The 20,850-nt window shown below is 73.1% G+C and carries 14 protein-coding genes, 1 tRNA gene and 1 riboswitch; of the genes, 7 read left to right on the plus strand and 8 right to left on the minus strand.

Annotated elements, in window-relative coordinates:
• Positions 1 to 441 precede the first annotated feature (441 nt).
• Positions 442 to 996 carry a MarR family transcriptional regulator gene (locus ABZ818_RS25490; protein ID WP_361418957.1) on the minus strand — a complete coding sequence of 185 codons (555 nt, stop codon included), beginning with the start codon at positions 994 to 996 and terminating at the stop codon, positions 442 to 444.
• Between the two features lie 178 nt (positions 997 to 1,174).
• Here ABZ818_RS25490 and ABZ818_RS25495 point away from each other — a divergent pair, with 178 nt between their 5' ends.
• Positions 1,175 to 2,446 carry an MFS transporter gene (locus ABZ818_RS25495; RefSeq protein WP_361419117.1) on the plus strand — a complete coding sequence of 424 codons (1,272 nt, stop codon included), beginning with the start codon at positions 1,175 to 1,177 and terminating at the stop codon, positions 2,444 to 2,446.
• Between the two features lie 66 nt (positions 2,447 to 2,512).
• Here ABZ818_RS25495 and ABZ818_RS25500 read toward each other — a convergent pair whose 3' ends face one another.
• Both ABZ818_RS25500 and ABZ818_RS25505 read right to left on the minus strand, forming a co-directional pair.
• Positions 2,513 to 4,189, minus strand: coding sequence for a SpoIIE family protein phosphatase (locus ABZ818_RS25500; RefSeq protein WP_361418960.1), 1,677 nt, complete (start codon positions 4,187 to 4,189; stop codon positions 2,513 to 2,515).
• Positions 4,190 to 4,423: 234 nt separating this feature from the next.
• Positions 4,424 to 5,800, minus strand: coding sequence for an NAD(P)/FAD-dependent oxidoreductase (locus tag ABZ818_RS25505; protein ID WP_361418963.1), 1,377 nt, complete (start codon positions 5,798 to 5,800; stop codon positions 4,424 to 4,426).
• 394 nt (positions 5,801 to 6,194) lie between these two features.
• Here ABZ818_RS25505 and ABZ818_RS25510 point away from each other — a divergent pair, with 394 nt between their 5' ends.
• Positions 6,195 to 6,962, plus strand: coding sequence for a helix-turn-helix domain-containing protein (locus tag ABZ818_RS25510; RefSeq protein ID WP_361418966.1), 768 nt, complete (start codon positions 6,195 to 6,197; stop codon positions 6,960 to 6,962).
• Between the two features lie 183 nt (positions 6,963 to 7,145).
• Positions 7,146 to 9,167, plus strand: coding sequence for a sigma-70 family RNA polymerase sigma factor (locus ABZ818_RS25515; protein WP_361418970.1), 2,022 nt, complete (start codon positions 7,146 to 7,148; stop codon positions 9,165 to 9,167).
• On the opposite strand, the gene ABZ818_RS25520 is transcribed toward ABZ818_RS25515, so the two are convergent.
• Positions 9,154 to 11,253 carry an asparagine synthase-related protein gene (locus ABZ818_RS25520; RefSeq protein WP_361418973.1) on the minus strand — a complete coding sequence of 700 codons (2,100 nt, stop codon included), beginning with the start codon at positions 11,251 to 11,253 and terminating at the stop codon, positions 9,154 to 9,156. The two genes, ABZ818_RS25515 and ABZ818_RS25520, sit on opposite strands and share 14 nt — an antisense overlap.
• Positions 11,254 to 11,936: 683 nt before the next feature.
• Between ABZ818_RS25520 and ABZ818_RS25525 the strand changes: the two genes are divergently transcribed.
• From ABZ818_RS25525 to ABZ818_RS25540, 4 genes are all read left to right on the plus strand, one after another.
• Positions 11,937 to 13,361 (plus strand): MFS transporter, encoded by a 1,425-nt coding sequence (locus ABZ818_RS25525; RefSeq protein WP_361418976.1) that lies wholly within the window; start codon positions 11,937 to 11,939, stop codon positions 13,359 to 13,361.
• An 85-nt stretch (positions 13,362 to 13,446) separates the two neighbouring features.
• Positions 13,447 to 14,667, plus strand: coding sequence for an L-2-hydroxyglutarate oxidase (gene lhgO, locus ABZ818_RS25530; protein ID WP_361418979.1), 1,221 nt, complete (start codon positions 13,447 to 13,449; stop codon positions 14,665 to 14,667).
• A 68-nt stretch (positions 14,668 to 14,735) separates the two neighbouring features.
• The gene (gene trmB, locus ABZ818_RS25535; RefSeq protein WP_361418982.1) at positions 14,736 to 15,578 is read left to right on the plus strand and encodes a tRNA (guanosine(46)-N7)-methyltransferase TrmB; all 843 of its coding nucleotides are present in this window, start codon (positions 14,736 to 14,738) and stop codon (positions 15,576 to 15,578) included.
• 19 nt (positions 15,579 to 15,597) lie between these two features.
• Complete coding sequence (locus tag ABZ818_RS25540; RefSeq protein ID WP_361419120.1) at positions 15,598 to 16,944, plus strand: PrsW family intramembrane metalloprotease; 1,347 nt, start codon at positions 15,598 to 15,600, stop codon at positions 16,942 to 16,944.
• An 18-nt stretch (positions 16,945 to 16,962) separates the two neighbouring features.
• Here the strand turns inward: ABZ818_RS25540 and ABZ818_RS25545 are convergent, their stop codons facing one another.
• The 4 genes from ABZ818_RS25545 to ABZ818_RS25560 all read right to left on the minus strand — a co-directional run bounded on the left by ABZ818_RS25545 (position 16,963) and on the right by ABZ818_RS25560 (position 20,783).
• Positions 16,963 to 17,907 carry an aldo/keto reductase gene (locus ABZ818_RS25545; protein WP_361418985.1) on the minus strand — a complete coding sequence of 315 codons (945 nt, stop codon included), beginning with the start codon at positions 17,905 to 17,907 and terminating at the stop codon, positions 16,963 to 16,965.
• A gap of 116 nt (positions 17,908 to 18,023) precedes the next feature.
• Positions 18,024 to 19,082 carry a M23 family metallopeptidase gene (locus ABZ818_RS25550; protein WP_361418988.1) on the minus strand — a complete coding sequence of 353 codons (1,059 nt, stop codon included), beginning with the start codon at positions 19,080 to 19,082 and terminating at the stop codon, positions 18,024 to 18,026.
• Positions 19,083 to 19,093: 11 nt separating this feature from the next.
• Positions 19,094 to 19,250, minus strand: a riboswitch (cyclic di-AMP (ydaO/yuaA leader).
• Between the two features lie 229 nt (positions 19,251 to 19,479).
• Positions 19,480 to 19,553 (minus strand) — tRNA-Met (locus ABZ818_RS25555).
• Positions 19,554 to 19,652: 99 nt separating this feature from the next.
• Entirely contained in the window at positions 19,653 to 20,783 is a 1,131-nt protein-coding gene (locus ABZ818_RS25560; protein ID WP_361418991.1) for a dihydrofolate reductase family protein, read from the minus strand.
• Between the last annotated feature and the right edge of the window lie 67 nt (positions 20,784 to 20,850).

Here is a 20,850-nt window from a genome sequence, read left to right on the forward strand (position 1 = left end):
CGGGCTTTCCTCCGGGCGCTTCCCTTCGGTGTTTCCGACTCTATCAGATCTTTTTCCGATCCGATTTCCTCGGTGCTTTCCAGGTTTCCGCTCTCGCGTTTCCCTTTCCGGCGATTCCGACTCTATCAGATCCTTTTCTCGACCTGACACCCAGTCAGCGGGGTTTGCCTTCGCGGCCGTTGGGCCGTTCCGACGTCCCAAACCTTAGCGGATTCTCTCGGCGATTCCCAATCGGGCCCTTGGGGCACCGGATCAAGATCGACGAGCCCCACTCGAATTGAATTCGCGCACGCCGAAAACAACCCCGGATGGGAGATCGTGCTGGTGGTTTGGGTGCCGCTCATGCGGCGGAGGTGTCGTCGACGGTCTCTTACGGTCCCGCGGCAACCCGGAGAACATTACGGATCCGGCAGGCGACTGTCAAGCGTCCCCGCCGAGGTGTCAGTCGAGATCGGTGAGCCGACCGCCGGCGTCCGGCTGGTCGTGCTCCACACGGCGCAGGATCCTGGTCAGGACCTCGCCGAGGGCCGTGCGCTCGGCCGGGGACAGGTCCTGGAGGAGGTCCCCCTCGAAGACCGTGGCCAGGCGCATGACCTCGAGCCACTTCTCGCGGCCCTCGGACGTCAGCTCCACGATGACCCGGACCCGGTTGGCCTCGTCTCGCTCCCGGGTGACCAGGCCCTCGGCCACCATCCGGTCGATGCGGTGGGTCATCGCGGCCGGGGTGAGGCCGAGGCGCTTGGCGAGGTCGCTCGGACCCAGGCGATAAGGGGCGCCGGAGAGGACGAGGGCCTTCAGCACCTCCCAGTCGGCGTTGCTGATGCCGAGCGCGGCGGTCTGCCGGCCGTAGGCCACGTTCATCCGCCGGTTGAGCCGGGACAGCGCGGAGACGATCTGCTCGACCTGGGGGTCGAGGTCCTGGAACTCGCGCTGGTAGGCGGCGATCTGTTCGTCGAGCGCTGGCTCGGTGCCGATGCCGCCGGGTGTGTCGCCCATGTCCGCAGTATGGCACGGGGCTGCTTGGCGTTGAAGTCCTTCCAGGTGTACCGTTTAGCATCGAACTTTAGCTTCAAAGTCTTCAGTTCTAACTACTGACCACTTCAAGCAACCTCCTGTCCACTACTTGCTACCTGTTTAAGAGAGGGTGAACGTGACCAGGGCGATGGGCGCAGCGATGCGCCGGATCCACGTGGGCAACGCACTCAGCGCGTTCGGGCTGGGCTTCACCGTTCCCTACCTGTACGTCTATGTGGCGCAGGTGCGGGGTCTGGGAGCCATGACGGCAGGGTTCGTCCTCGCCGTCTTCGCCGTCGCCGCGCTGATCGTGCTGCCGTTCGCCGGCCGGGCGATCGTGCGGCGCGGCCCGCTACCGGTCCTGCTCGCCGCCCTGGTCACGGCCGCGCTCGGCGCGCTGAGCCTGGGGCTGGCGGGTGGAGCCGGAGCCGTACTGCTGTCGGCGGCGGCGCTCGGCGCGGGTCAGGCCGTGATGCAGCCGGCGCTGGCGACGATGATCGTGGACTGCTCGACGACGGAGACGCGGTCGCGGGCGTTCGCGATGCAGTTCTTCCTGCAGAACCTCGGGCTGGGCGTGGGTGGCCTCATCGGGGGGCACCTCGTCGACACCACCCGGGTCTCCTCCTTCACGCTGCTGTTCGCGATCGAGGCGGCGGTGTTCCTGCTGCTGGTCGTGCTGATGTCGACGGTGCGGATGCCGCACTCGCCGCGGATCGCCGACGACCCGGCGGAGGCCGGAAGGGCGGCGGGGACCGGCTGGCGGCAGCTCGTCGGGAACCGCGCGATGGTGCAGCTGTGCGTACTGGGCTTCGTGCTGTTCTTCGCCTGCTACGGGCAGTTCGAGTCGGGCCTGAGCGCGTACGGCGTGGAGGCCGCCGGCATCGACACGTCGACGCTGGGGACGGCGCTGGCCGCGAACACGCTGATGATCGTGGTGGCGCAGTTCGCCGTGCTGAAGTTCGTGGAGCGTCGGCGGCGGTCGCGGATGATCGCGGCCGTGGGGCTGATCTGGGCCGTGGCGTGGGCCGCGGCGGCGTACGCGGGACTCGGGCACGGCAGCCGGGCGATGGCCACGGCCGCGTTCATCTCGACGTACGCCCTGTTCGGGCTCGGTGAGGCGATGCTGTCGCCGACGGTCGCGCCGCTGGTGGCGGACCTCGCACCGGAGGGGATGGCCGGGCAGTACAACTCGGCCTTCGCCCTGGTGAAGCAGCTCGCGCTGGCGCTCGGCCCGGCTGCGGGCGGCCCTCTGGCGGCCTCGCTGCCGGGACCGTACGTGGTGACGTTCCTGCTGTTCTCGCTCCTGATCACCGTCCTGGCGCTGCGGCTGGGGCGGGGGCTCAGCACTGTGCAGGACCATCCGTGGGCCGCGCGGAGCCGGGTGGTCGCTCGAGGCGGGGTGGCCGCGGAGCCGGTGGGCGCGGAGGCCTGAGCCCGCGCCCGTCGGCCGGCCGTGGGGCCGCGCCCCGGACCCCCGCTCCCCGGTGGGCGGTCCGCCTCAGCGCAGGCCCCGCCGGCTCACCTCCCCCGGCAGGGTGAACTCGCACCACACCGCCTTGCCGCCGCCCGGAGTTCTGCGTGAACCCCAGTTGGTGGCGATGGTGGCGATGATGGCGATGCCGCGGCCCGACTCGTCGCCCGGGTCGGCCCGGCGGCGCCTCGGGAGGTGGTCGTCGCCGTCGGTGACCTCGACGATGAGGCGGCGGTCGGTGCGCCGGAGCCGCAGTCGCATGGGCGGGGTGCCGTGCTGGAGGGAATTGGCGACCAGTTCGCTGGCGGCGAGGACGCCCAGGTCGTGCAGATCGGGCGGGAAGCGCCAGCTGGCGAGGACGCCGGAGGCGAACGCACGCGCGCGTGGGGCCGCTTCCACTCCGCCGAGCAGTTCCAGTGCGGCGTTGCGGAAGAGTTCGCCGTCCGGGCCGGTGCGGGCGGGGTGCTGGAGGACGAGGACGGCCACGTCGTCGTCATGGTCGGCCTGCACACCGGCCGAGCGGACCAGTCGGTCGCAGACCACCTGCGGGGAGCCGGTGGCGCCGGCGAGCGCGCGCTCCAGCGCGGCGATCCCCTCGTCGAGGTCCTCGTCGCGGCGTTCCACCAGGCCGTCGGTGTAGAGGACCGCCGTGGAGCCGGGGCCCAGCGGGACCGAGCCGGAGGCGTGCACCCAGCCGCCGGTGCCGAGCGGCGGGCCGGTGGGTTCGTCGGCGCGCAGCACGGTGCCGTTCTCGTCGCGGACCAGAATCGGCAGGTGCCCGGCGGAGGCGTACACCAGCCGGCCCTCGTTGGGGTCGTGGACGGCGTACACGCAGGTGGCGATCTGGTTGGCGTCGATGTCCGCGGCGAGGCCGTCCAGGAGTTGCAGGACCTCGTGCGGGGGCAGGTCCATGCGGGCGTAGGCGCGGACGGCGGTGCGCAGTTGGCCCATGACCGCGGCCGCGCGCACCCCCCTGCCCATCACGTCGCCGATGACCAGTGCCGTGCGGCCGCCGCCGAGGGTGATGACGTCGTACCAGTCGCCGCCGACCGCGGCCTCCGTGCCGCCCGGTTGGTAGGTGGCGGCGATGCGCAGGTCGTCGGGCTGCTCCAGCACCTGGGGCAGGAGCGAGCGCTGGAGGGTGACGGCGGTCTCGCGCTGCCGGCGCTCGCTGGCGCGCAGGCGTTCGGCGGCGTCGGCGTGGTCGGTGACGTCGGTGGCGAAGACCAGAACGCCGCGGCCGTCGTCCTTCGGTTCGGCGACCGGTGTGCACGTGAACGTGTACGAGCGGCCGTCGGGTGCCTTGCGGGACTTCAGGGTGCGGGGCCTGCCGCTGCGCAGCACCTGGTCCAGGAGCGGGAGCAGACCCAGTTCGCGCAGTTCGGGCAGGGCCTCGTGGGCGGGTCCGCCGAGCGGGCGTACGCCGAAGGCCGCCGTGTAGGCGTCGTTGACGTAGGCGATGCGGTGGTCGGAGCCGTGGACGAGGGCGACGAGGGCCGGGACGCGGTCGAGGACCTCGCGTGCGGGGAGTTCGTCGACGGCGGGCACCGGCACCGTCTCGTCGGTCAGTTGTTCGACGCGGGCCGCGGGTACGGTGCCGTCCGCCCGCCGGTCCGGGACGGTCGCGAGATCGGGCCGAGCCGCCGTGCGGCGCTGCGTTCCGTTGATTCCGGGGAGCCGGGCGCTCCAGCGCGTGAAGTTCACGAATCCTTGCCTCGTGTCGTCGTCTCAGGCCAGCTCCGGGCCCGGCCGGGGGTCAGGGGCCGCGCGGCGGTGACCGCACATTCTTACTGTCCCGGCGGTGCGGCACAGCGGGAATGCGTCATCCGTGCCGGGCGGGCGACTGCCCGTCCTCGGCCGCGGGCCGGTTGGGCGGTGTGGCCGACCGCGCCGACATCCGTTGGACGCCGGGGCGTGCGGCGGAGTTCCCCGGTCCGGTCAGGACGACCCTTTCGGGTTGATGTTCGGGTCGAGAGGATGTTTTCCACCAGCCGCGAGTTCGAACTCCGCGCGGGGATGTTCGAGCGAACCCAGGGAGACGATCTCCCGTTTGAAGAGTCCCGCCAGCATCCATTCGGCGAGCACCCGGGTCTTGCGGTTGACCGTGGGCACCCGGCTGAGGTGGTAGGCACGGTGCATGAACCAGGCGGGGTAGCCCTTCAGTTTGCGCCCGTAGACCTGCGCGACGCCCTTGTGCAGTCCGAGCGAGGCGACCGAGCCGGCGTATGTGTGCGCATACGTCTCCAGGGGTTCGCCGCGCAGGGAGTGGCTGATGTTGTCGCCCAGGAGCCTGGCCTGACGGACCGCGTGCTGGGCGTTGGGGGCGGTCAGGCTGCCCGGTTCGCCGGTGGTGACGTCGGGGACGGCGGCGGCGTCACCCGCGGCCCAGGCGTGCTCGACGCCCTCGACGGTCAGCTGCGCGGTGCACTTCAGGCGCCCGCGGCCGTTCAGCGGCAGGTCGCTGGCGGCGAGGATCGGGTGCGGTTTGACGCCCGCGGTCCACACGACCGTACGGGTCGGGAAGCGCTGCCCGTCACTGAGGACGGCGACCCGGCCTGCGCAGGATTCGAGGCGGGTCCGCAGGAGGACCTGGATGTTGCGGCGGCGCAGTTCGGTGACCGTGTAGCGGCCCATCTCCTCGCCGACCTCGGGCAGGATGCGGTCCGAGGCCTCGACGAGGATCCACTTCATGTCCTCGGGCTTGACGTTGTGGTAGTAGCGGGCGGCGTAGCGGGCCATGTCCTCCAGTTCGCCGAGCGCCTCCACGCCCGCGTACCCGCCGCCGACGAAGACGAAGGTGAGGGCCGCGTCGCGGATCGCGGGGTCGCGGGTGGAGGAGGCGATGTCCATCTGCTCGATGACGTGGTTGCGCAGGCCGATGGCCTCTTCGACGGTCTTGAAGCCGATGCCGTAGTCGATCAGGCCGGGGATGGGCAGGGTGCGCGAGACGGATCCCGGGGCGAGGACGAGTTCGTCGTACGCCAGCTTCTCGGTGCCTCCGGCCTCCTCCGTGGCGAGTGTGGTGAGGGTCGCGGTGCGGTGCGCGTGGTCGATGGAGGTGGCCTCGCCGACGATGATGCGGCACCGGTCGAGTACGCGGCGCAGCGGGACGACGACATGCCGGGGTGAGATCGCGCCGGCCGCGGCCTCGGGCAGGAAGGGCTGATACGTCATGTAGGGATCGGGCGTGACCACCGTGATCTCCGCTTCGCCCCGACTGAGCTCCTGTTTCATCCGCCGCTGCAGGCGCAGGGCCGTGTACATCCCGACGTAGCCGCCGCCGACAACGAGAATGCGCGCACGTTCCTTCACCATCCCATGACGCACCCGACGCTCTCGTTTGTCCACAGCCCCGACGAATTGTGTGACCGTCGGCCGGAGCGGTGCGGGGTTGGCCGAATTATCGGGGTGTGAGGAAAGGACGCAGGTCAGTGGGTGCGCGCCGGGGGGCGGAAGGGGGCGCAATACGGACGTATGCGGCTCGTACTCCGATCGGGGGGCGCTCCGTGCGGAACCTGCCCCTTCTGAATTGACTCCCTCTCAACTATGTTCGTGTGTCGACGGGGTGTGGGGGATGTGATCCGAGCGAGCCCGCCGAGTACCACCGGCTCTCGGGGGCGGGCCCGATCGTGCGTGATCCCGTTCCGCGCACTCCGGAATCAGGGACGGGGAGTCTCCGGGGGGAGACGTCATTACCGGGGGATCACATATGCACATTCAGGGCACTCATTGGTCCACCGCGTCCGCCGTGGCACCCGGTGGCGGGGCGATGGGCGCTGCGGCGGGCAACGGGCGCGGGGACGAGCCCCGGACGGGCCGGACGGCGCCGCTGCGCGTGGACGCACAGCGCAACCTCGAGCACGTGCTGCGGGCTGCCCGCGAGGTCTTCGGCGAGCTGGGGTACGGCGCACCGATGGAGGACGTGGCGCGGCGCGCGCGGGTCGGCGTCGGCACGGTGTACCGGCGCTTCCCGAGCAAGGACGTCCTGGTGCGGCGGATAGCCGAGGAGGAGACCTCCCGGCTGGCCGACCAGGCGCGGGCCGCGCTCGGCCAGGAGGACGAGCCGTGGTCGGCGCTCTCCCGCTTCCTGCGGACGTCGGTGGCCTCCGGCGCCGGGCGGCTGCTGCCGCCGCAGGTGCTGCGGGTCTCGGTCGCCGAGGACCGGGCCGACCCCCGGGTGCCGCAGCAGCGCGCCCAGCCGGGCTCCGGGGAGCTCAGGCTCGTGGCCGACGGGGCGGCGCTCAAGTCCGGCGCGGTGGAGGACGACGCGGGGGCGGCGGCGCTGCTGGAGGTCGTGGGCCGGCTCGTGGAGCGGGCGCGCGCGGCGGGCGAACTGCGGCCGGACGTGTCGGTGTCGGACGTGCTGCTGGTCATCGCGACGGCGGCGCCCTCGCTGCCGGACGCGGCGCAGCAGGCCGCCGCTTCGGCCCGGCTGCTGGACATCCTGCTGGAGGGGTTGCGCTCGCGGCCCGCGTGAGCCCTGTCCCCCGCGTGAGCCGTGTCCGACGGGCCTCCCTCTTACGGGTGAGGACGGTACCCGGGCACGACCGGGCCCCACGGACGAGTGGTGGATCCCTGCCACCGGGGCCCGGTGGCGGTCGGTGTGGCAGTCTGGCCCGGTGATCGGGACGGTCTGGCCGACTACGGGGGCGTTTGCGCGATGAGCGTTGACGGGCGTGATGACGGCGCCGGTGACGGCGGGTCGCGAACGGAAGGGCCGGATTCTCCGCAGGTGCCGGCCCAGGGCGGGCCGTCCGAGGTTCCGCGCGACGCCGGGCGGGCCAAGGGAGGCCCCCCGGCACAGGACGGCGTACCGGCCCAGGGCGGCACTCCGGCACACGGTGGCGTACCGGCGCAGCGCGAGCGGCTCGAGGAGAGTGAACCGCCGTACGCGGCGGAGCCGGCGTACGTGGCGGACCTGCCGCCGTCGGACGCCGAGCTGATCGGGCGGGTGCGCTCGGGCGACGACAGCGCGTACGAGGAGCTGTACCGGCGCCACGCCGACGCCGTACGCCGGTACGCGCGCACGTGCTGCCGGGACTCCCACACCGCCGACGACCTGACCGCCGAGGTGTTCGCCCGGGTGCTCCAGGCGGTGCGCGGCGGCTCCGGCCCCGAGCACGCCGTACGCGCCTATCTGCTCACCACCGTCCGGCGGGTCGCCGCGCAGTGGACCAGCACCGCCCGGCGCGAGCAACTGGTCGACGACTTCGCGGTGTTCGCCACGCAGGCGGCGCGGGCCGCGGAGCTGTCGGACGACGCCGCGTCCGCCGGCTCCTTCGGAGCGGGCCTGGACCTCGGCGCCGACGTGCGCGCGTTGCACGAGGCCGAGCAGTCGATGGCCATGCGGGCCTTCCGCTCGCTGCCGGAGCGGTGGCAGGCCGTGCTGTGGCACACGGAGGTCGAGGACGAGTCGCCGAGCTCGGTCGCCACGCTCTTCGGGCTGGACGCCAACGGCACGCGGGTGCTGGCCAGCCGGGCCCGGGAGGGTCTGCGGCAGGCCTACCTCCAGGCCCACGTCAGTGCCGCCCTCACCGCCGACGAGGAGTGCGCCCGGTACGCGGACCAGCTCGGCGGCTACGCCCGCGGCAAGCTGCGCACCCGTGCCGAGCGGGGGCTGCGCAGGCACCTGGAGGAGTGCGCCAGGTGCCGGCTGGCGGCCACCCAGATCGCGGAGGTCGCCGGCGGCATCCCCGCCGTGGTCCCGGTCGCCGTCATCGGCTGGTTCGGCGCCGCCGGGTACGCCAAGGCGCTCGGCATCGTCGCCGGCGGCGCGGGCGCGGCAGGAGCCGCGAGTGCCGCGTCCGGGGGTGCCTCCGGTGGCGGGGGCGCGGCGGCCTCGGAGGGGCTGGGCGCGCCGGTGAAGGCGGGGATCGCGGCCGGTGTGGTCGCCGTGGCCGCCGCGGCGGTCGCGCTCGCGCTGGTCGGTCGGGAGGCCCCGGTCGGGAAGCCGGAGGCGCGGTCCGTCGCGTCCACCCCGGTCGCCGAGCCGCAGCCGCCGACGCCCCCTCCTCCGCCCGCGCCGACCCCGACGCCCGAGCCGCCGAGGCCGGCACCGAAGCCGAAGCCGAAGCCGACACCGAGCGCCAAGCCCCCGGTGCCTCCCGCCGCGGCGACGCCGCCCCCCGCCGCTGCCACCCCCACACCGGCACCCGAGCCGTCACCGTCGCCGACGCCCACCGCGACCAAGGAGCCCGCGCCCACCGCCACGCCGGCTCCCACGCCGACGCCGACTCCTCCTCCCGTGCCGGTGGTCTACCCGTGGAACGAGCTGAAGTACGACATCACCGGAGACGGCACCCGCCCCGAGATGCGGCTCGGCGCGAGCAGTTGGGTGTGGCAGCGCCACAGCCTGTCGATCGCCGGCAAGCGGTACGCGCACGGGGTGACCGTGCACGGCGAGTCGTCCGTCACCGTCGACCTCAACCGGGAGTGCTCCGCCTACGACGCCGTGGTCGGTGTCGACGACCTGACGGCAGGGCTCGGCCGGGTCTCCTTCTCGGTGTACGCCGACGGCGTCCGCCTGTGGAACTCGGGGACCATCGCGGGCGGTGACCCGGCCGTCCCCGTCCATGTGAGCCTCGCCGGCCACCGGACCGTACGGCTGGTCGTCGAGCCGCACAGCGCCTTCGACACCGTGGCCCTCTCGGACTGGGCCGAGTCCAGGTTCAGCTGCCGGTAGGGCTCGGCCGGCCGCCGGAGGCCAGTGCGCCCCGCTGCGGGGTGATGCCCGCCGGTACCGCGCGGGCACGCGCGGGTGTGCCGGTCCAGCAGGTGCCGCGGCGGGACAGCAGGCGCCGCAGCCACAGCTCCAGGGACACCAGCTCCGCCAGGCCGTCCAGCGGCAGCGGCTCGCCCTGCGCCGCCACGCGCAGGGCCTTGCGGACCACACGGGCCTCCACCAGGCCGGCCTCGGCGAGCAGGGGGGTGGCGAACAGGTCCACCAGGTCGTTGACGGCGACGCGCAGGCCGGTGCGGGACGCCGCCGCGGCCGAGGCGTGCGAGGGGGCGCCCCAGCCGGGTGGCAGGTCGCCCACCCCGGCGCCCTGGAGGACCGTGCGCAGGATCACCGCGCGGGCGCCCGGCTGCACCCGCAGGGCCTCCGGCAGGGCCCGGCAGGCGCGGACCACCTGGTTGTCGAGGAAGGGCGTGTGCAGCCGCTGGGAGCGGACCTCGGCAGCCTGCTCTAGCACCCGCAGGTCCGCCGCCTGCCGGGCGAGGGCGGCACGCGCGCGGTAGTCGCCCGGCCGCTGCCCGGGCCCCACCCCCGAACGGATCGTCACCCCTTGCAGGCGAACCGATACTTCAGCCAGCGCCTCTCCGGTCAGCCACCGGGCCGCCGGCCCGGGTCTCGCCCAGGTGAGTGCGGCCAGCGACGCCCCGACGGTGCCCCCGGGCTCGTCGAAGCGGCGGTGCATCAGCCGCTCGGCGAGCAGGTCGAGTCCCGCGCGGTAGGGCGTCCGCGCCAGCCGCCGCGCCGCGCCGTACACGCGCGCGGGGACCATGACCGATCCGTCGGCCTTGGTGAGCGCGGCGACGGGCCGGACCAGATGGCGGCGCTTGCGGTCCATCAGCAGGTCGGCCAGGCGCGCGGGGTGGGCGTCCAGGACCTGCCGGGCGCCGTGGCCGGTGAAGTGGTCCGCGCTGCCCGCCGCGAGCCGTGCGCGGTGCCGTGCCGCCGCGACCAGGGACGGGCCGGGTTCGTCGGTGAGGGGCCCGTCCAGCTCGGCGTAGGGCAGCACGTCCTCGCCGCCGGTCACCACCACGTGGTGCAGGCGCGGGTTGGCCGCGAGCGTCCCGGCGCGTTCCAGTTCGTCCTCGCGCCCATCGGCCGTCAGGTCGTTGAAGGTGACCGCGAGCAGGCGCTCGCCCGCTCCCGTGCCGTGGCCCAGGAGGGTGCCGGGCCGACCCGGAAGCCCGGCGGCCAGCAGCGCGAGCGTGCCCGAGGCCGGTCCGCCGGAAAGGTCGGCCCCGATGCCGGGCACCGGCATCCCGCGGGCCGCGCGGCGCTCGGCGGGGCCCATGCCGGGCACCGGACCGGGGTCGATGTCGGGTACGTGCCGGGGCGCGGACAGACGGGCGCGGACGGCTTCCACCAGCGCGTCGCGCACCGCGTCGACCGCGCTGTCCGGGTCGGCCGGCGGTGCGGCCACCGCGAGCGAGGCGACCGGCTCGTACCCGGCGACCTCACGCGCCCCCGCCCGCAGGATCAGCGCGTGCCCCGGCGGAATGCGCCGTACGCCCTCGTAGGGCGTGGAGTCGTCCAGCGCGGCCGGTACGTCGGGGGCGGCCAGCAGGGCGGCCAGGTGCCCGAAGTCGAGGTTGGCCTCGATGAGGTCGGCCAGCGGCAGCGCGGCCGTCGCGTACGCCGTGCCGCCGGCCCACGGGGTGTGGAACACCGGACGGGCTCCGGCGAGATCGCCGCAGACGGTGATGCGGCGGCCCACCTGCACGACGGCGGTGTAGCTTCCCGGCCAGGCCGTCAGATGCCTGAGCGCGCCCCCGCGCGCGGCGAACAGGCCGACCCGCAACTGCTCGTCGGAGGCCCCGCAGATACCGAGCACCGCGATCCTGGTCTGGGCGTCGGCCTGCACCACGCGGACCTCGTCCGGGCGCCAGTCGCCGACCGCCCACAGCGGATCGGGATCGCCCCACAGGAGCTGGGAGCCCACCGGGTGCAGGGTCTGGCCGTCGTGTCCGGTGGCGCCGGCGGAGCCGGTCCCGATAACACCCGCGGCGGTGCTGCTCCATCCCACCAACCACCGCATCGAAGCCTCCACCGCCTGTGGGCAACCAGTGCACCGCAACGAACCAGGTCACCATGCTGCCACGAAGGAGGCGCGCCGGAGGGGAGGCGGAGCCGCCTTCGGTGCACCGCACACACCCCCGTGCGCCTGCCCCGATGATGGCGAACGCCCTTACCGCGCAAGGCCTCCGCGACTCGAATGCGCCCCCTGATGCGCTCCCCGCAACACCCTTCGCGCCCTCAACTGCCGTGGTGAGAGCGGTAGTCGGCGATGAGGAGCGGGGGCGATTTTCGGCCAATTCCGCGTCATGGGGACACGTGTGCGCACGCTCCGTACTCGCTCTGCGCATCGCGCAGACAACACGCAGTCCGGGAGGCGGAGTTCGCCCCCCGGACCGTTCCGCCACCCGCGGGGATGAAGGCAGCGGTGTCCCCCAGCCCACTGGATCCAGTACAGCGGGCCGACCCACGCAGGACCATGGAATCGCTCCCCCGGTGGCCGGAGAAGAGCGCACGGACGGGCGCACGGCCACACATCGGGGGCACGCCGCAACCCAGCGTGCAGGGCCCGCACTTGAGTGCGGGCCACAATCCCGCCATCCGGAAGAATGCCCCTTAACGCTTGGGATGCGGCGAACTACGCTGGGTTTACGAATGCCGCGTGGTTATGCCAGCGCGGCAGCCGTCTGTGTCGAGGGGTGGCGCATGTCCAGGGAGCAACGCGGGCCGAACGAAAAGCTCGGCGCCGTTCTCGCCCTCGCGGGAATCAGCAACGCAGGACTCGCGCGGCGCGTCAACGACCTCGGCGCCCAGCGCGGGTTGACACTTCGCTACGACAAGACCTCGGTGGCGCGCTGGGTTTCGAAGGGGATGGTGCCGCAGGGTGCGGCGCCGCACCTCATCGCGGCCGCCATCGGGCAGAAGCTCGGCCGCCCGGTGCCGCTCCACGAGATCGGCCTGGCGGACGCGGATCCCGCACCCGAAGTGGGCCTCGCCTTCCCCAGGGACGTGGGCCAGGCGGTGAAGTCGGCGACGGAGCTGTACCGGCTCGACCTCGCCGGCCGCCGGGCCGGCTCCGGCGGCATCTGGCAGTCGCTCGCCGGATCGTTCGCAGTGAGCGCATACGCAACGCCCGCCTCGCGCTGGCTGATAACCCCGGCCGACAGTTCGGTGGCGCGCGAGGCGGGCCCTGCGGAGGCCTCGGGCACACCGGTCAAAGTCGGCCACAGCGATGTGCGGAAGCTGCGGGAGGCCGCCGAGGACGCCAGGCGCTGGGACTCCAAGTACGGAGGCGGCGACTGGCGTTCGTCGATGGTGCCGGAGTGCTTACGCGTGGAGGCGGCGCCCCTGCTGCTCGCCTCGTACTCCGACGAGGTCGGCAGGGCGCTGTTCGGCGCCTCGGCCGAACTGACCCGGCTCGCGGGCTGGATGGCCTTCGACACCGGCCAGCAGGAGGCCGCCCAGCGGTACTACATCCAGGCGCTGCGCCTGGCCCGTGCCGCCGCCGACGTGCCCCTCGGGGGCTACGTCCTGGCCTCCATGTCCCTCCAGGCGACCTACCGCGGCTTCGGCGACGAGGGCGTCGACCTCGCGCAGGCCGCCCTGGAGCGCAACCGGGGCCTGGCCACCGCCCGCACCATGAGCTTCTTCCGGCTCGTCGAGGCTCGCGCCCACGCGCGCGCGGGCGACGCCCAGGCGGCCGGCGCCGCCCTGAAGGCGGCCGAGGGCTGGCTGGAGCGGTCCCGCGACGGGGACAACGACCCGTCCTGGCTCGGCTTCTACGGCTACGACCGGTTCGCCGCCGACGCCGCCGAGTGCTACCGGGACCTGAAGGCACCCCGCCAGGTCCGCCGCTTCACCGAGCAGGCGCTGTCCAAGCCGACGGAGGAGTTCGTCCGCTCGCACGGCCTCAGGCTGGTCGTCTCGGCCGTCGCCGAACTGGAGTCCGGCAACCTGGACGCGGCCTGCGAGCAGGGCGTGCGGGCCGTGGAGGTCGCCGGGCGGATCTCCTCCGCGCGCACCACGGAGTACGTCAAGGACCTCCTGCACCGGCTCGAGCCCTACAGCGACGAGCCGCGCGTCGTGGAGCTGCGCGAGCGGGCCCGCCCGCTGCTGATGACCCCGGCCTGAGCCCCGCCCGGCCGGGCACCCCGGCCGCGCGGTCCCACCGGTTCGAGGGCATTGTCAGTGGCGCAGTGCACTATCGAGGCGGGAGGTGGAGCAGGTGCGGCCGGACATCGCTTACGACTGCGACGTGCTGGTGATCGGAGGTGGCATCGTCGGCCTGTCGACGGCGTACGCGATCACGCGCGCCGCGCCGGGCACGCGCGTGACCGTGCTGGAGAAGGAGCAGGGCCTGGCCCGGCACCAGACGGGACGCAACAGCGGGGTGATCCACAGCGGGATCTACTACCGGCCGGGCTCGCTGAAGGCGCGGTACGCGGCGGGGGGCGCCGCCGAGATGGTCAAGTTCTGCGCGGAGTACGGCATCGCGCACGAGGTGACCGGCAAGCTGATCGTGGCGACCGGGCGGGAGGAGCTGCCCCGGCTGCACGCACTGGTGCAGCGCGGCCGGGAGAACGGCATTCCGGTGCGCGAGCTGGGCCCCGCGCAGATCGAGGAGTACGAGCCGGAGGTCCGCGGACTGGCCGCCATCCACGTGGGGACGACGGGGATCTGCGACTTCACGGCGGTGGCCCGGCAGCTGGCGGAGGCGTCCGGCGCCGAGATCCGGTACGGGGCCCGGGTGGTGCGGGTGGACCGGCGGCCGGAGCTGGGGGTGGCCGTCCTGACCGGGCGCGGTGACGTCGTCCGCGCGCGCGTGCTGGTCAACTGCGCGGGGCTGTACTGCGACGAGGTGGCACGGCTGACCGGGGACGAGCCCGGGGTGCGGATCGTGCCGTTCCGCGGGGAGTACTACGAGCTGGCGCGGCCGGAGCTGGTGCGGGGGCTGGTGTATCCGGTGCCCGACCCGGCGTTTCCCTTCCTCGGCGTGCATCTCACCCGCGGGGTCGACGGCGGTGTGCACATCGGACCCAACGCGGTGCCGGCACTGGCCCGCGAGGGCTACGGATGGGGGGTCGTACGGCCGCGGGAGCTGGCGGGGACGCTGGGCTGGCCCGGGTCCTGGCGGCTCGCCCGCCGGCACTGGCGGTACGGGGCCGGGGAGCTGCGTCGGTCGGTGTCGAAGGGCGCCTTCACGCAGGCGGTGCGCCGGCTGATGCCGGGGGTGCGGGAGGAGGACCTGGTGCCGGCCGCCGCCGGGGTGCGGGCGCAGGCCGTCCTGCGGGACGGCACGCTGGTGGACGACTTCCTGATCCGGGAGGGCGCCCGGGCGGTGCACGTGCTCAACGCGCCCAGTCCCGCGGCGACCGCCTCGCTGCCGATCGGGCGCGAGGTGGCGAGGAGGGCCCTGGCCGTCCTGGAGTCGGCATGAAGGGCGCGCCGGGTCCCGTCGGCCTTGAGAGCCGGTCCGTGCCGGCCCCCCGTAAAATCGGTCCCACTGTGACTGACTCGCTGAACACCCCCCAGGCTCCCGCCCCCGGTGAGCTGCCCCGGCACACGCCCGGCGTGTCCGTGCGGCACACCCGGGCGAAGGGGGAGCCGCGTTTCCCCGACGGGCCCAAGGCCGATCCGGCCGGCTCGCACTTCGAGCGGCGGATCCGCAGCTTCCAGCCGCGCCGGAGCCGGGTCACCGCGGGGCAGGCGGACGCGTTGCAGCGGCTGTGGCCCGCCTGGGGGCTGGACATCGACGGGCAGCGGGTGATCGACCTCGCCGAGCTGTTCGGGAACACCCGCCCGGTCGTGCTGGAGATCGGCTTCGGGATGGGCGAGGCCACCGCACGGATGGCGGCCGAGGACCCGGACACCAACATCCTCGCCGTCGACGTGCACACCCCGGGCCAGGGCAACCTGCTGAGCCTCGCCGACCGGCACGGACTCGGCAACGTCCGCGTCGGCAACGGCGACGCCATCATCCTGCTGCGCGAGATGCTCGCCCCCGACAGCCTCGACGGGCTGCGCGTCTACTTCCCCGACCCCTGGCCGAAGAAGCGGCACCACAAGCGGCGGCTGATCCAGCCGGAGTTCCTGACGCTGGCCGCCACCCGGCTCAGGCCCGGGGCCATCGTGCACTGCGCGACGGACTGGGAGCCGTACGCGCAGCAGATGCTCGACGTGCTGACGGCGCACCCGGACTTCGAGAACACCCAGGCCGACGGCGGTTTCGCGCCACGTCCCGGCTTCCGGCCGCTGACCCGTTTCGAGGGCCAGGGACTGGAGAAGGGTCATGTGGTGAACGATCTGCTCTTCCGTCGCGTGCCACACGAAGACCAGCACCCGCAGTGACCTCGTGAGGGCCGATGCCGTGGCCGCCTGCCCCCCGTACCCGACACCTCCCGGCGCTCCCGTCGGCACGTCCCGCCACGCGCACTGGTGGCAGCGGCGATGGGTCAGGTACGGCGCGCTCGTCAGCCTGCTCGCCCTGTCCGGGCTGGTCATCCTCGCCCTCGTGCGCCGGCAGACCGGCACCGAGGGGTTCCTCGTCGGGCTCGGGCTCGCGGTACTGCCCGTACCGCTGCTGACGGCCGCCTTCCGCTGGCTGGACCGGGTCGAGCCCGGCCCCTGGCGGAACCTGGTGTTCGCCTTCGCCTGGGGCGCCTGCGCGGCGGCCCTGATCGCGATCGTCGCCAACAGCTTCGCCACCCACTGGATCGCCACGGCGACCGCCGATCCCGCGAGCGCGGACACCCTGGGCGCGACCGTGATAGCGCCGGTCGTGGAGGAGTCCGCGAAGGCCGCCGCCGTCCTGCTGGTCTTCCTGTTCCGCAGACGCGACTTCATCGGCATCGTCGACGGGGTCGTCATCGCCGGGGTGACCGCGACCGGCTTCGCGTTCACCGAGAACATCCTCTACCTCGGCAACGCCTTCGGCACCGACCAGCTCACCGGTGACCGGGGCATCGCCTCCGTCACCGCGGCGACGTTCTTCGTCCGCGTCATCATGTCGCCGTTCGCGCACCCGATGTTCACCGTGCTCACCGGCATCGGCTTCGGCATCGCCGCGATGTCCGGGTACCGCCGACGCCTGCGCCGCCTGCTGCCGCCGCCGGGCGGACTGCTGCTCGCGATGGGCATGCACGCCCTGTGGAACGGCTCGGCGACCTTCGGCGAGTACGGCTTCTTCGCGGTGTACGCCGCCATCATGGTGCCCGCGTTCGGGCTGCTGACCTGGCTGGTCGTCTGGACCCGGCAGCGTGAGCTGAGGACCGTGCGCGAGGAGCTGCCCGCGTACACCGCCGCCGGATGGCTCACCCCGGCCGAACCGTTCGCCCTGGCCTCCATGCGGGCGCGCAGACTGGCCCGCGTCCACGCGCGGCGCCGGCTCGGCAGGACGGCGGCACGGACGGTCGCCCAGTACGAGGCGTACGCGACCTCGCTGGCGTTCCTCCGGCACCGCGGGCGCCGGGGGCGGGCCGGAGCCGACTTCGCCGTACGGGAGCGGGAACTGCTGCACGAGCTGTGGCGCAGGCGGGAGGTGGCGCAGCCCGCACTGGAACACGCGGCCAGGATGACGACGCCCATGGCCGCGCCACCCTGGCCGGGGTACGGGGTGTACGGGGTGTACGGGGTTCACCCGCGGCCGCTGGGGTACGGGTCGTACGGACCGGCGGTGCCGTATCCCTCGTACAACCCGTACCGGACACAGCCTTAGCGGCCCCGGGGACGGGAGTTACGCCGACGCCCGCGTCAGCTTCCCGAGCTCCTCCTCCGTCAGCCGCAGCTCCGCGACCTCGAGCAGCGCCGGGAGCTGTTCCACCGTCCGCGCCGAGGCGATCGGGGCGGTCACCGTAGGCTGCGCGGCGAGCCAGGCCAGGGCCACCGTGGCAACCTCGGCGTCATGGGCGCGGGCCACCTCGTCCAGGGCCATAAGGACCTTCTGGCCGCGCTCGGTCTCGAGGTGCCTGGCCGCGCCTTGCGCCCGCGCGCTGTCCACCGTCGTACCGGGCCGGTACTTGCCGGTCAGGAAGCCGGAGGCGAGCGCGTAGTACGGGACGGCGGCCAGGCCGGACCGCTCGGCGACGTTCTCCAGCCCGCCTTCGTAGGTGTCGCGCGAGACCAGGTTGTAGTGCGGCTGGAGCGCCACGTAGCGGGCCAGGCCCTCGCGGTCGGAGAAGTCCAGGGATTCCTGGAGGCGTTCGGCGGAGATGTTGGAGGCGGCGATGTGCCGCACCTTGCCCGCCCTGACCAGCTCGTCGAGCGCGCCGATGATCTCCTCGACGGGGACTTCCGGCTGGTCGAAGTGCGTGTAGTACAGGTCGATGTGGTCCGTGCCCAGGCGCCTGAGGGAGGCGTCGGCCGCGGCCTTGATGTTGGCGGCGCTCAGGCCCTGGTAGTCGGGGTGCTGACTGACCTTGGTGGCGATGACGACGTCGGAGCGGTTGCCGCGCGCCTCGATCCACTTGCCGATGATCGTCTCGGACTCGCCGCCCTGGTTGCCCTCCACCCACGCGGAGTAGGAGTCGGCACTGTCGACGAAGTTGCCTCCGGCGGCCGTGTAGGCGTCGAGGACGGCGAAGGACTGCTCCTGGTCGGCGGTCCAGCCGAAGACGTTGCCACCGAGGGCGAGCGGGAAGACCTCGAGATCGGACGAACCCAGTTTGCGTAGAGAAGTCATGTCCAACATCAACAACCGCGCCGGAGCGGCCCATTCCGGGCCGGGCCGCATCCGGCCGCAAAGGTTGCGCAAACCGGTCTCACGGGCTCGTCAGGGGTGAGACCGGTCCGCGTTCGTCAGGGGGTGATGCCCTTGCCGCGCAGCCACGCCAACGGGTCGATCCCGCTGGACTGGCCGCCCTGGTGGACCTCCAGGTGGAGGTGGGGCCCGGTGACGTTGCCGGTGGCGCCCACGCGGCCGATCACCTCGCCCGTGCTGACCTTCTGGCCGACGCTGACGCTGATCGACGACTGGTGGCAGTACCACAGCTCGGTGCCGTCCTCGAGAGTGAGGATCGTGCGGTAGCCGTAGGAGCCGGCCCAGCCGGCCTCGGTGATGGTGCCGGTGTGGATCGCCTTGAGCAGGGTGCCCGTGGGCGCCGCGAAGTCGAGGCCGGTGTGGTAGCCGGAGGACCACATGGAGCCGGCCTGGCCGAAGGTGGAGGTGAGCGTGTACGAGGAGGTGGGCAGCGCGTACTGCCTGGCCAGCTCGGCCAGCCGGGCCTCCTCGGCCTTCCTCGCCGCCTCCTCGGCCTTCCGCTTGGCCGCCTCCTCCGCCTTCTTCTTCTCGGCGGCGGCCTCGGCCTCGGCCGTCTCCCGCGCCTTCGCCGCCACCTCGGCGGCCTTCTTGGCGGCGGCGGCCTCGGCGTCCGCCTGGGCCTTGGCCTCGATCTGGACCTGCTGCTGCTCGGCCTGCGCCATGATCCGGTTGCGCAGCACCTCGCCCGCGTCCGAGGTGCCGCCCTCGGCCTCGGCGGCGGTCACGCCGACGGCGCTGAGCGCGCTCGACGAGCCCGCGGGTGCGGTGTCGGAGGAGTCCTCGAACAGGGAGCCCACGGAGGGCAGGTCGGGCAGCGAGATGGACACCGGCGGCTTGCCGCTGTTGGCGCTCGCCATGCCGCCCGCGCCGACGGCGGCGATGACGCCGACACCGAGAACGGTGGAGCTGCGGGCGAGTCCGCCGCCGCGCTGCTTGGCGACGCGGTGCCGGCCGCGCACGGGACGGATGGACTCCGCGGTGGGGTTCCACTCCTCCCAGGGGCCCTCCTCGGCGCGGCGGCTGTCGTAGCCGAAGGTCTCTCCGTACTGCCGACTCGGGGCGAACGGGGCTTCCGGGGCAGGCGGGTTGGACGCCACGAAGGCGTACTCCTTTCCTTCCGTCTCGCCTACCGGGTTAGCTGACGGGTTCGGAGCGGGAAGGTCTCCTACGCGCGTAAACAAGCCGTACGTACACGGCGGTTACGCTCGATTCACCCCAAGTTGGTGGTTCCCCGGTTCCCTTGCGGGATTCGGCGTGCGCGCACGGAGCCGACTCTTGTGACGGCTGGGACGACCGTGCTGCGTTATCGAACGTTAATAGACTCGGGGCCCGGATTCCAAGCCGTTCGGCTTGATCACTAAACCTTCCGGCCCGACGTTACGGTCCATGACCACCGAAAACCGGGCGAGTTGACCGCATCTCGGGGAGAGCCATGTGTCCGCGAAACACTCAGGGCCGGAATCCATTGATCGGATTCCGGCCCTGAGCCTTCAGTAGCGGGGACAGGATTTGAACCTGCGACCTCTGGGTTATGAGCCCAGCGAGCTACCGAGCTGCTCCACCCCGCGTCGTTGTGAAACCAGTATATGTCATCCGGAGGACTGCTCGCACCCACCTCACCTGCCACTGTTCGTCACACGGTTCCCGGCCGTGCGACGAGGCCCCGCTCAGCCGAGCAGATGCCGGTTCGGTTCCCTGGCCCGCTCCTCGAACTCCGGCACCACGACGACGTCCGCGCCACCGGCCGCCAGCACCCCGGTCCCGTCGGCGCCCTCGACGAACGTGTCCGGCTCCCGCCACGCGGTCACCACCCGTCGCACCCCCGCGTCCAGAATCAGCCGGGCGCACGGACGCGGCCGGGAGGCGCGGCGGGCGCACGGCTCCAGGCTGCTGTACACCGTGGCGTCCGGCAGCCGCGGATCCGCCGGGTCGACCTTGGCCAGCGCCGCCTCCTCCGCGTGCACGACCGGGTCACCGCCCTCCCGCGAGTACCCGCGGGCGAGTTCGGTCCCGTCGGCGGCGACCACCACGGCGCCCACGCTGAACGCGGTCCGGGACGGCGGGCACTGGGCCGCCAGTTCGCAGGCGAGCCGGAGCCAGTGCCGGTCCGCGGGCACGGCGCGGCCGGCGGTGCCGGGAGCGGTGGGCTCGTAGCGCACGAGGACGACGTCCTCGATGGTCCGCGTCTCCACCAGCCGCAGCCGCCCGCCCTGGTAGGTCCCGGGTCCGAACAGCCGGGGCGCGTCCGCGTCCCCCACGAACAGGGGGGCGAGCACGAGCTGCACCTCGTCCGCGAGCTGCTGCTGGAGCAACTGCGTGTGGACGGTCCCGCCGCCCTCGACCATGAGCCGGCGCACACCGCGTACGTCGTGCAGGTGCTCGAGGAGCCGGGGCCAGCCGAGCTCGGCGCCCAGCGGCACCACGTCGGCGGCCAGGCCCGTACGCCGCAGCCGCAGCGCGCCCTCGTCGGTCGTGTAGAGGACCTTCTCGCCGCCGGTGTGCCAGAAGGGCGCGCCGGGGTCCAGCTCGCCGGAGGCGCTGACCGCGACCTTCAACGGGTACTCCGGCTTCCCGGCGGCGCGGCGTGCGGCCCGCCGCTGCGGCGAGTTCACCAGCAGCCGCGGGTTGTCGGCCCGCAGGGTGCCGGCGCCGATCAGGATCGCGTCGGCCGACGCCCGCACCTCGTCGACCCGGTCGAAGTCGGCGGGGCTGGAGAGCAGCAGGCGCTCGGGACCGGTGTCGTCCAGATAGCCGTCGAGCGAGACGGCGGCGGACAGCAGGACGTACGGGTGGGGCATCGACGCCCTCTCTCTCGGCGGACTGGCTCCCAGTTTGACTGCTCCCCTCCCTGAAGAGGAGGGGATC

Origin of the sequence: Streptomyces sp. NPDC047453 (assembly GCF_040643155.1) — a bacterium.
In the GTDB taxonomy this organism is placed as follows: domain Bacteria; phylum Actinomycetota; class Actinomycetes; order Streptomycetales; family Streptomycetaceae; genus Streptomyces.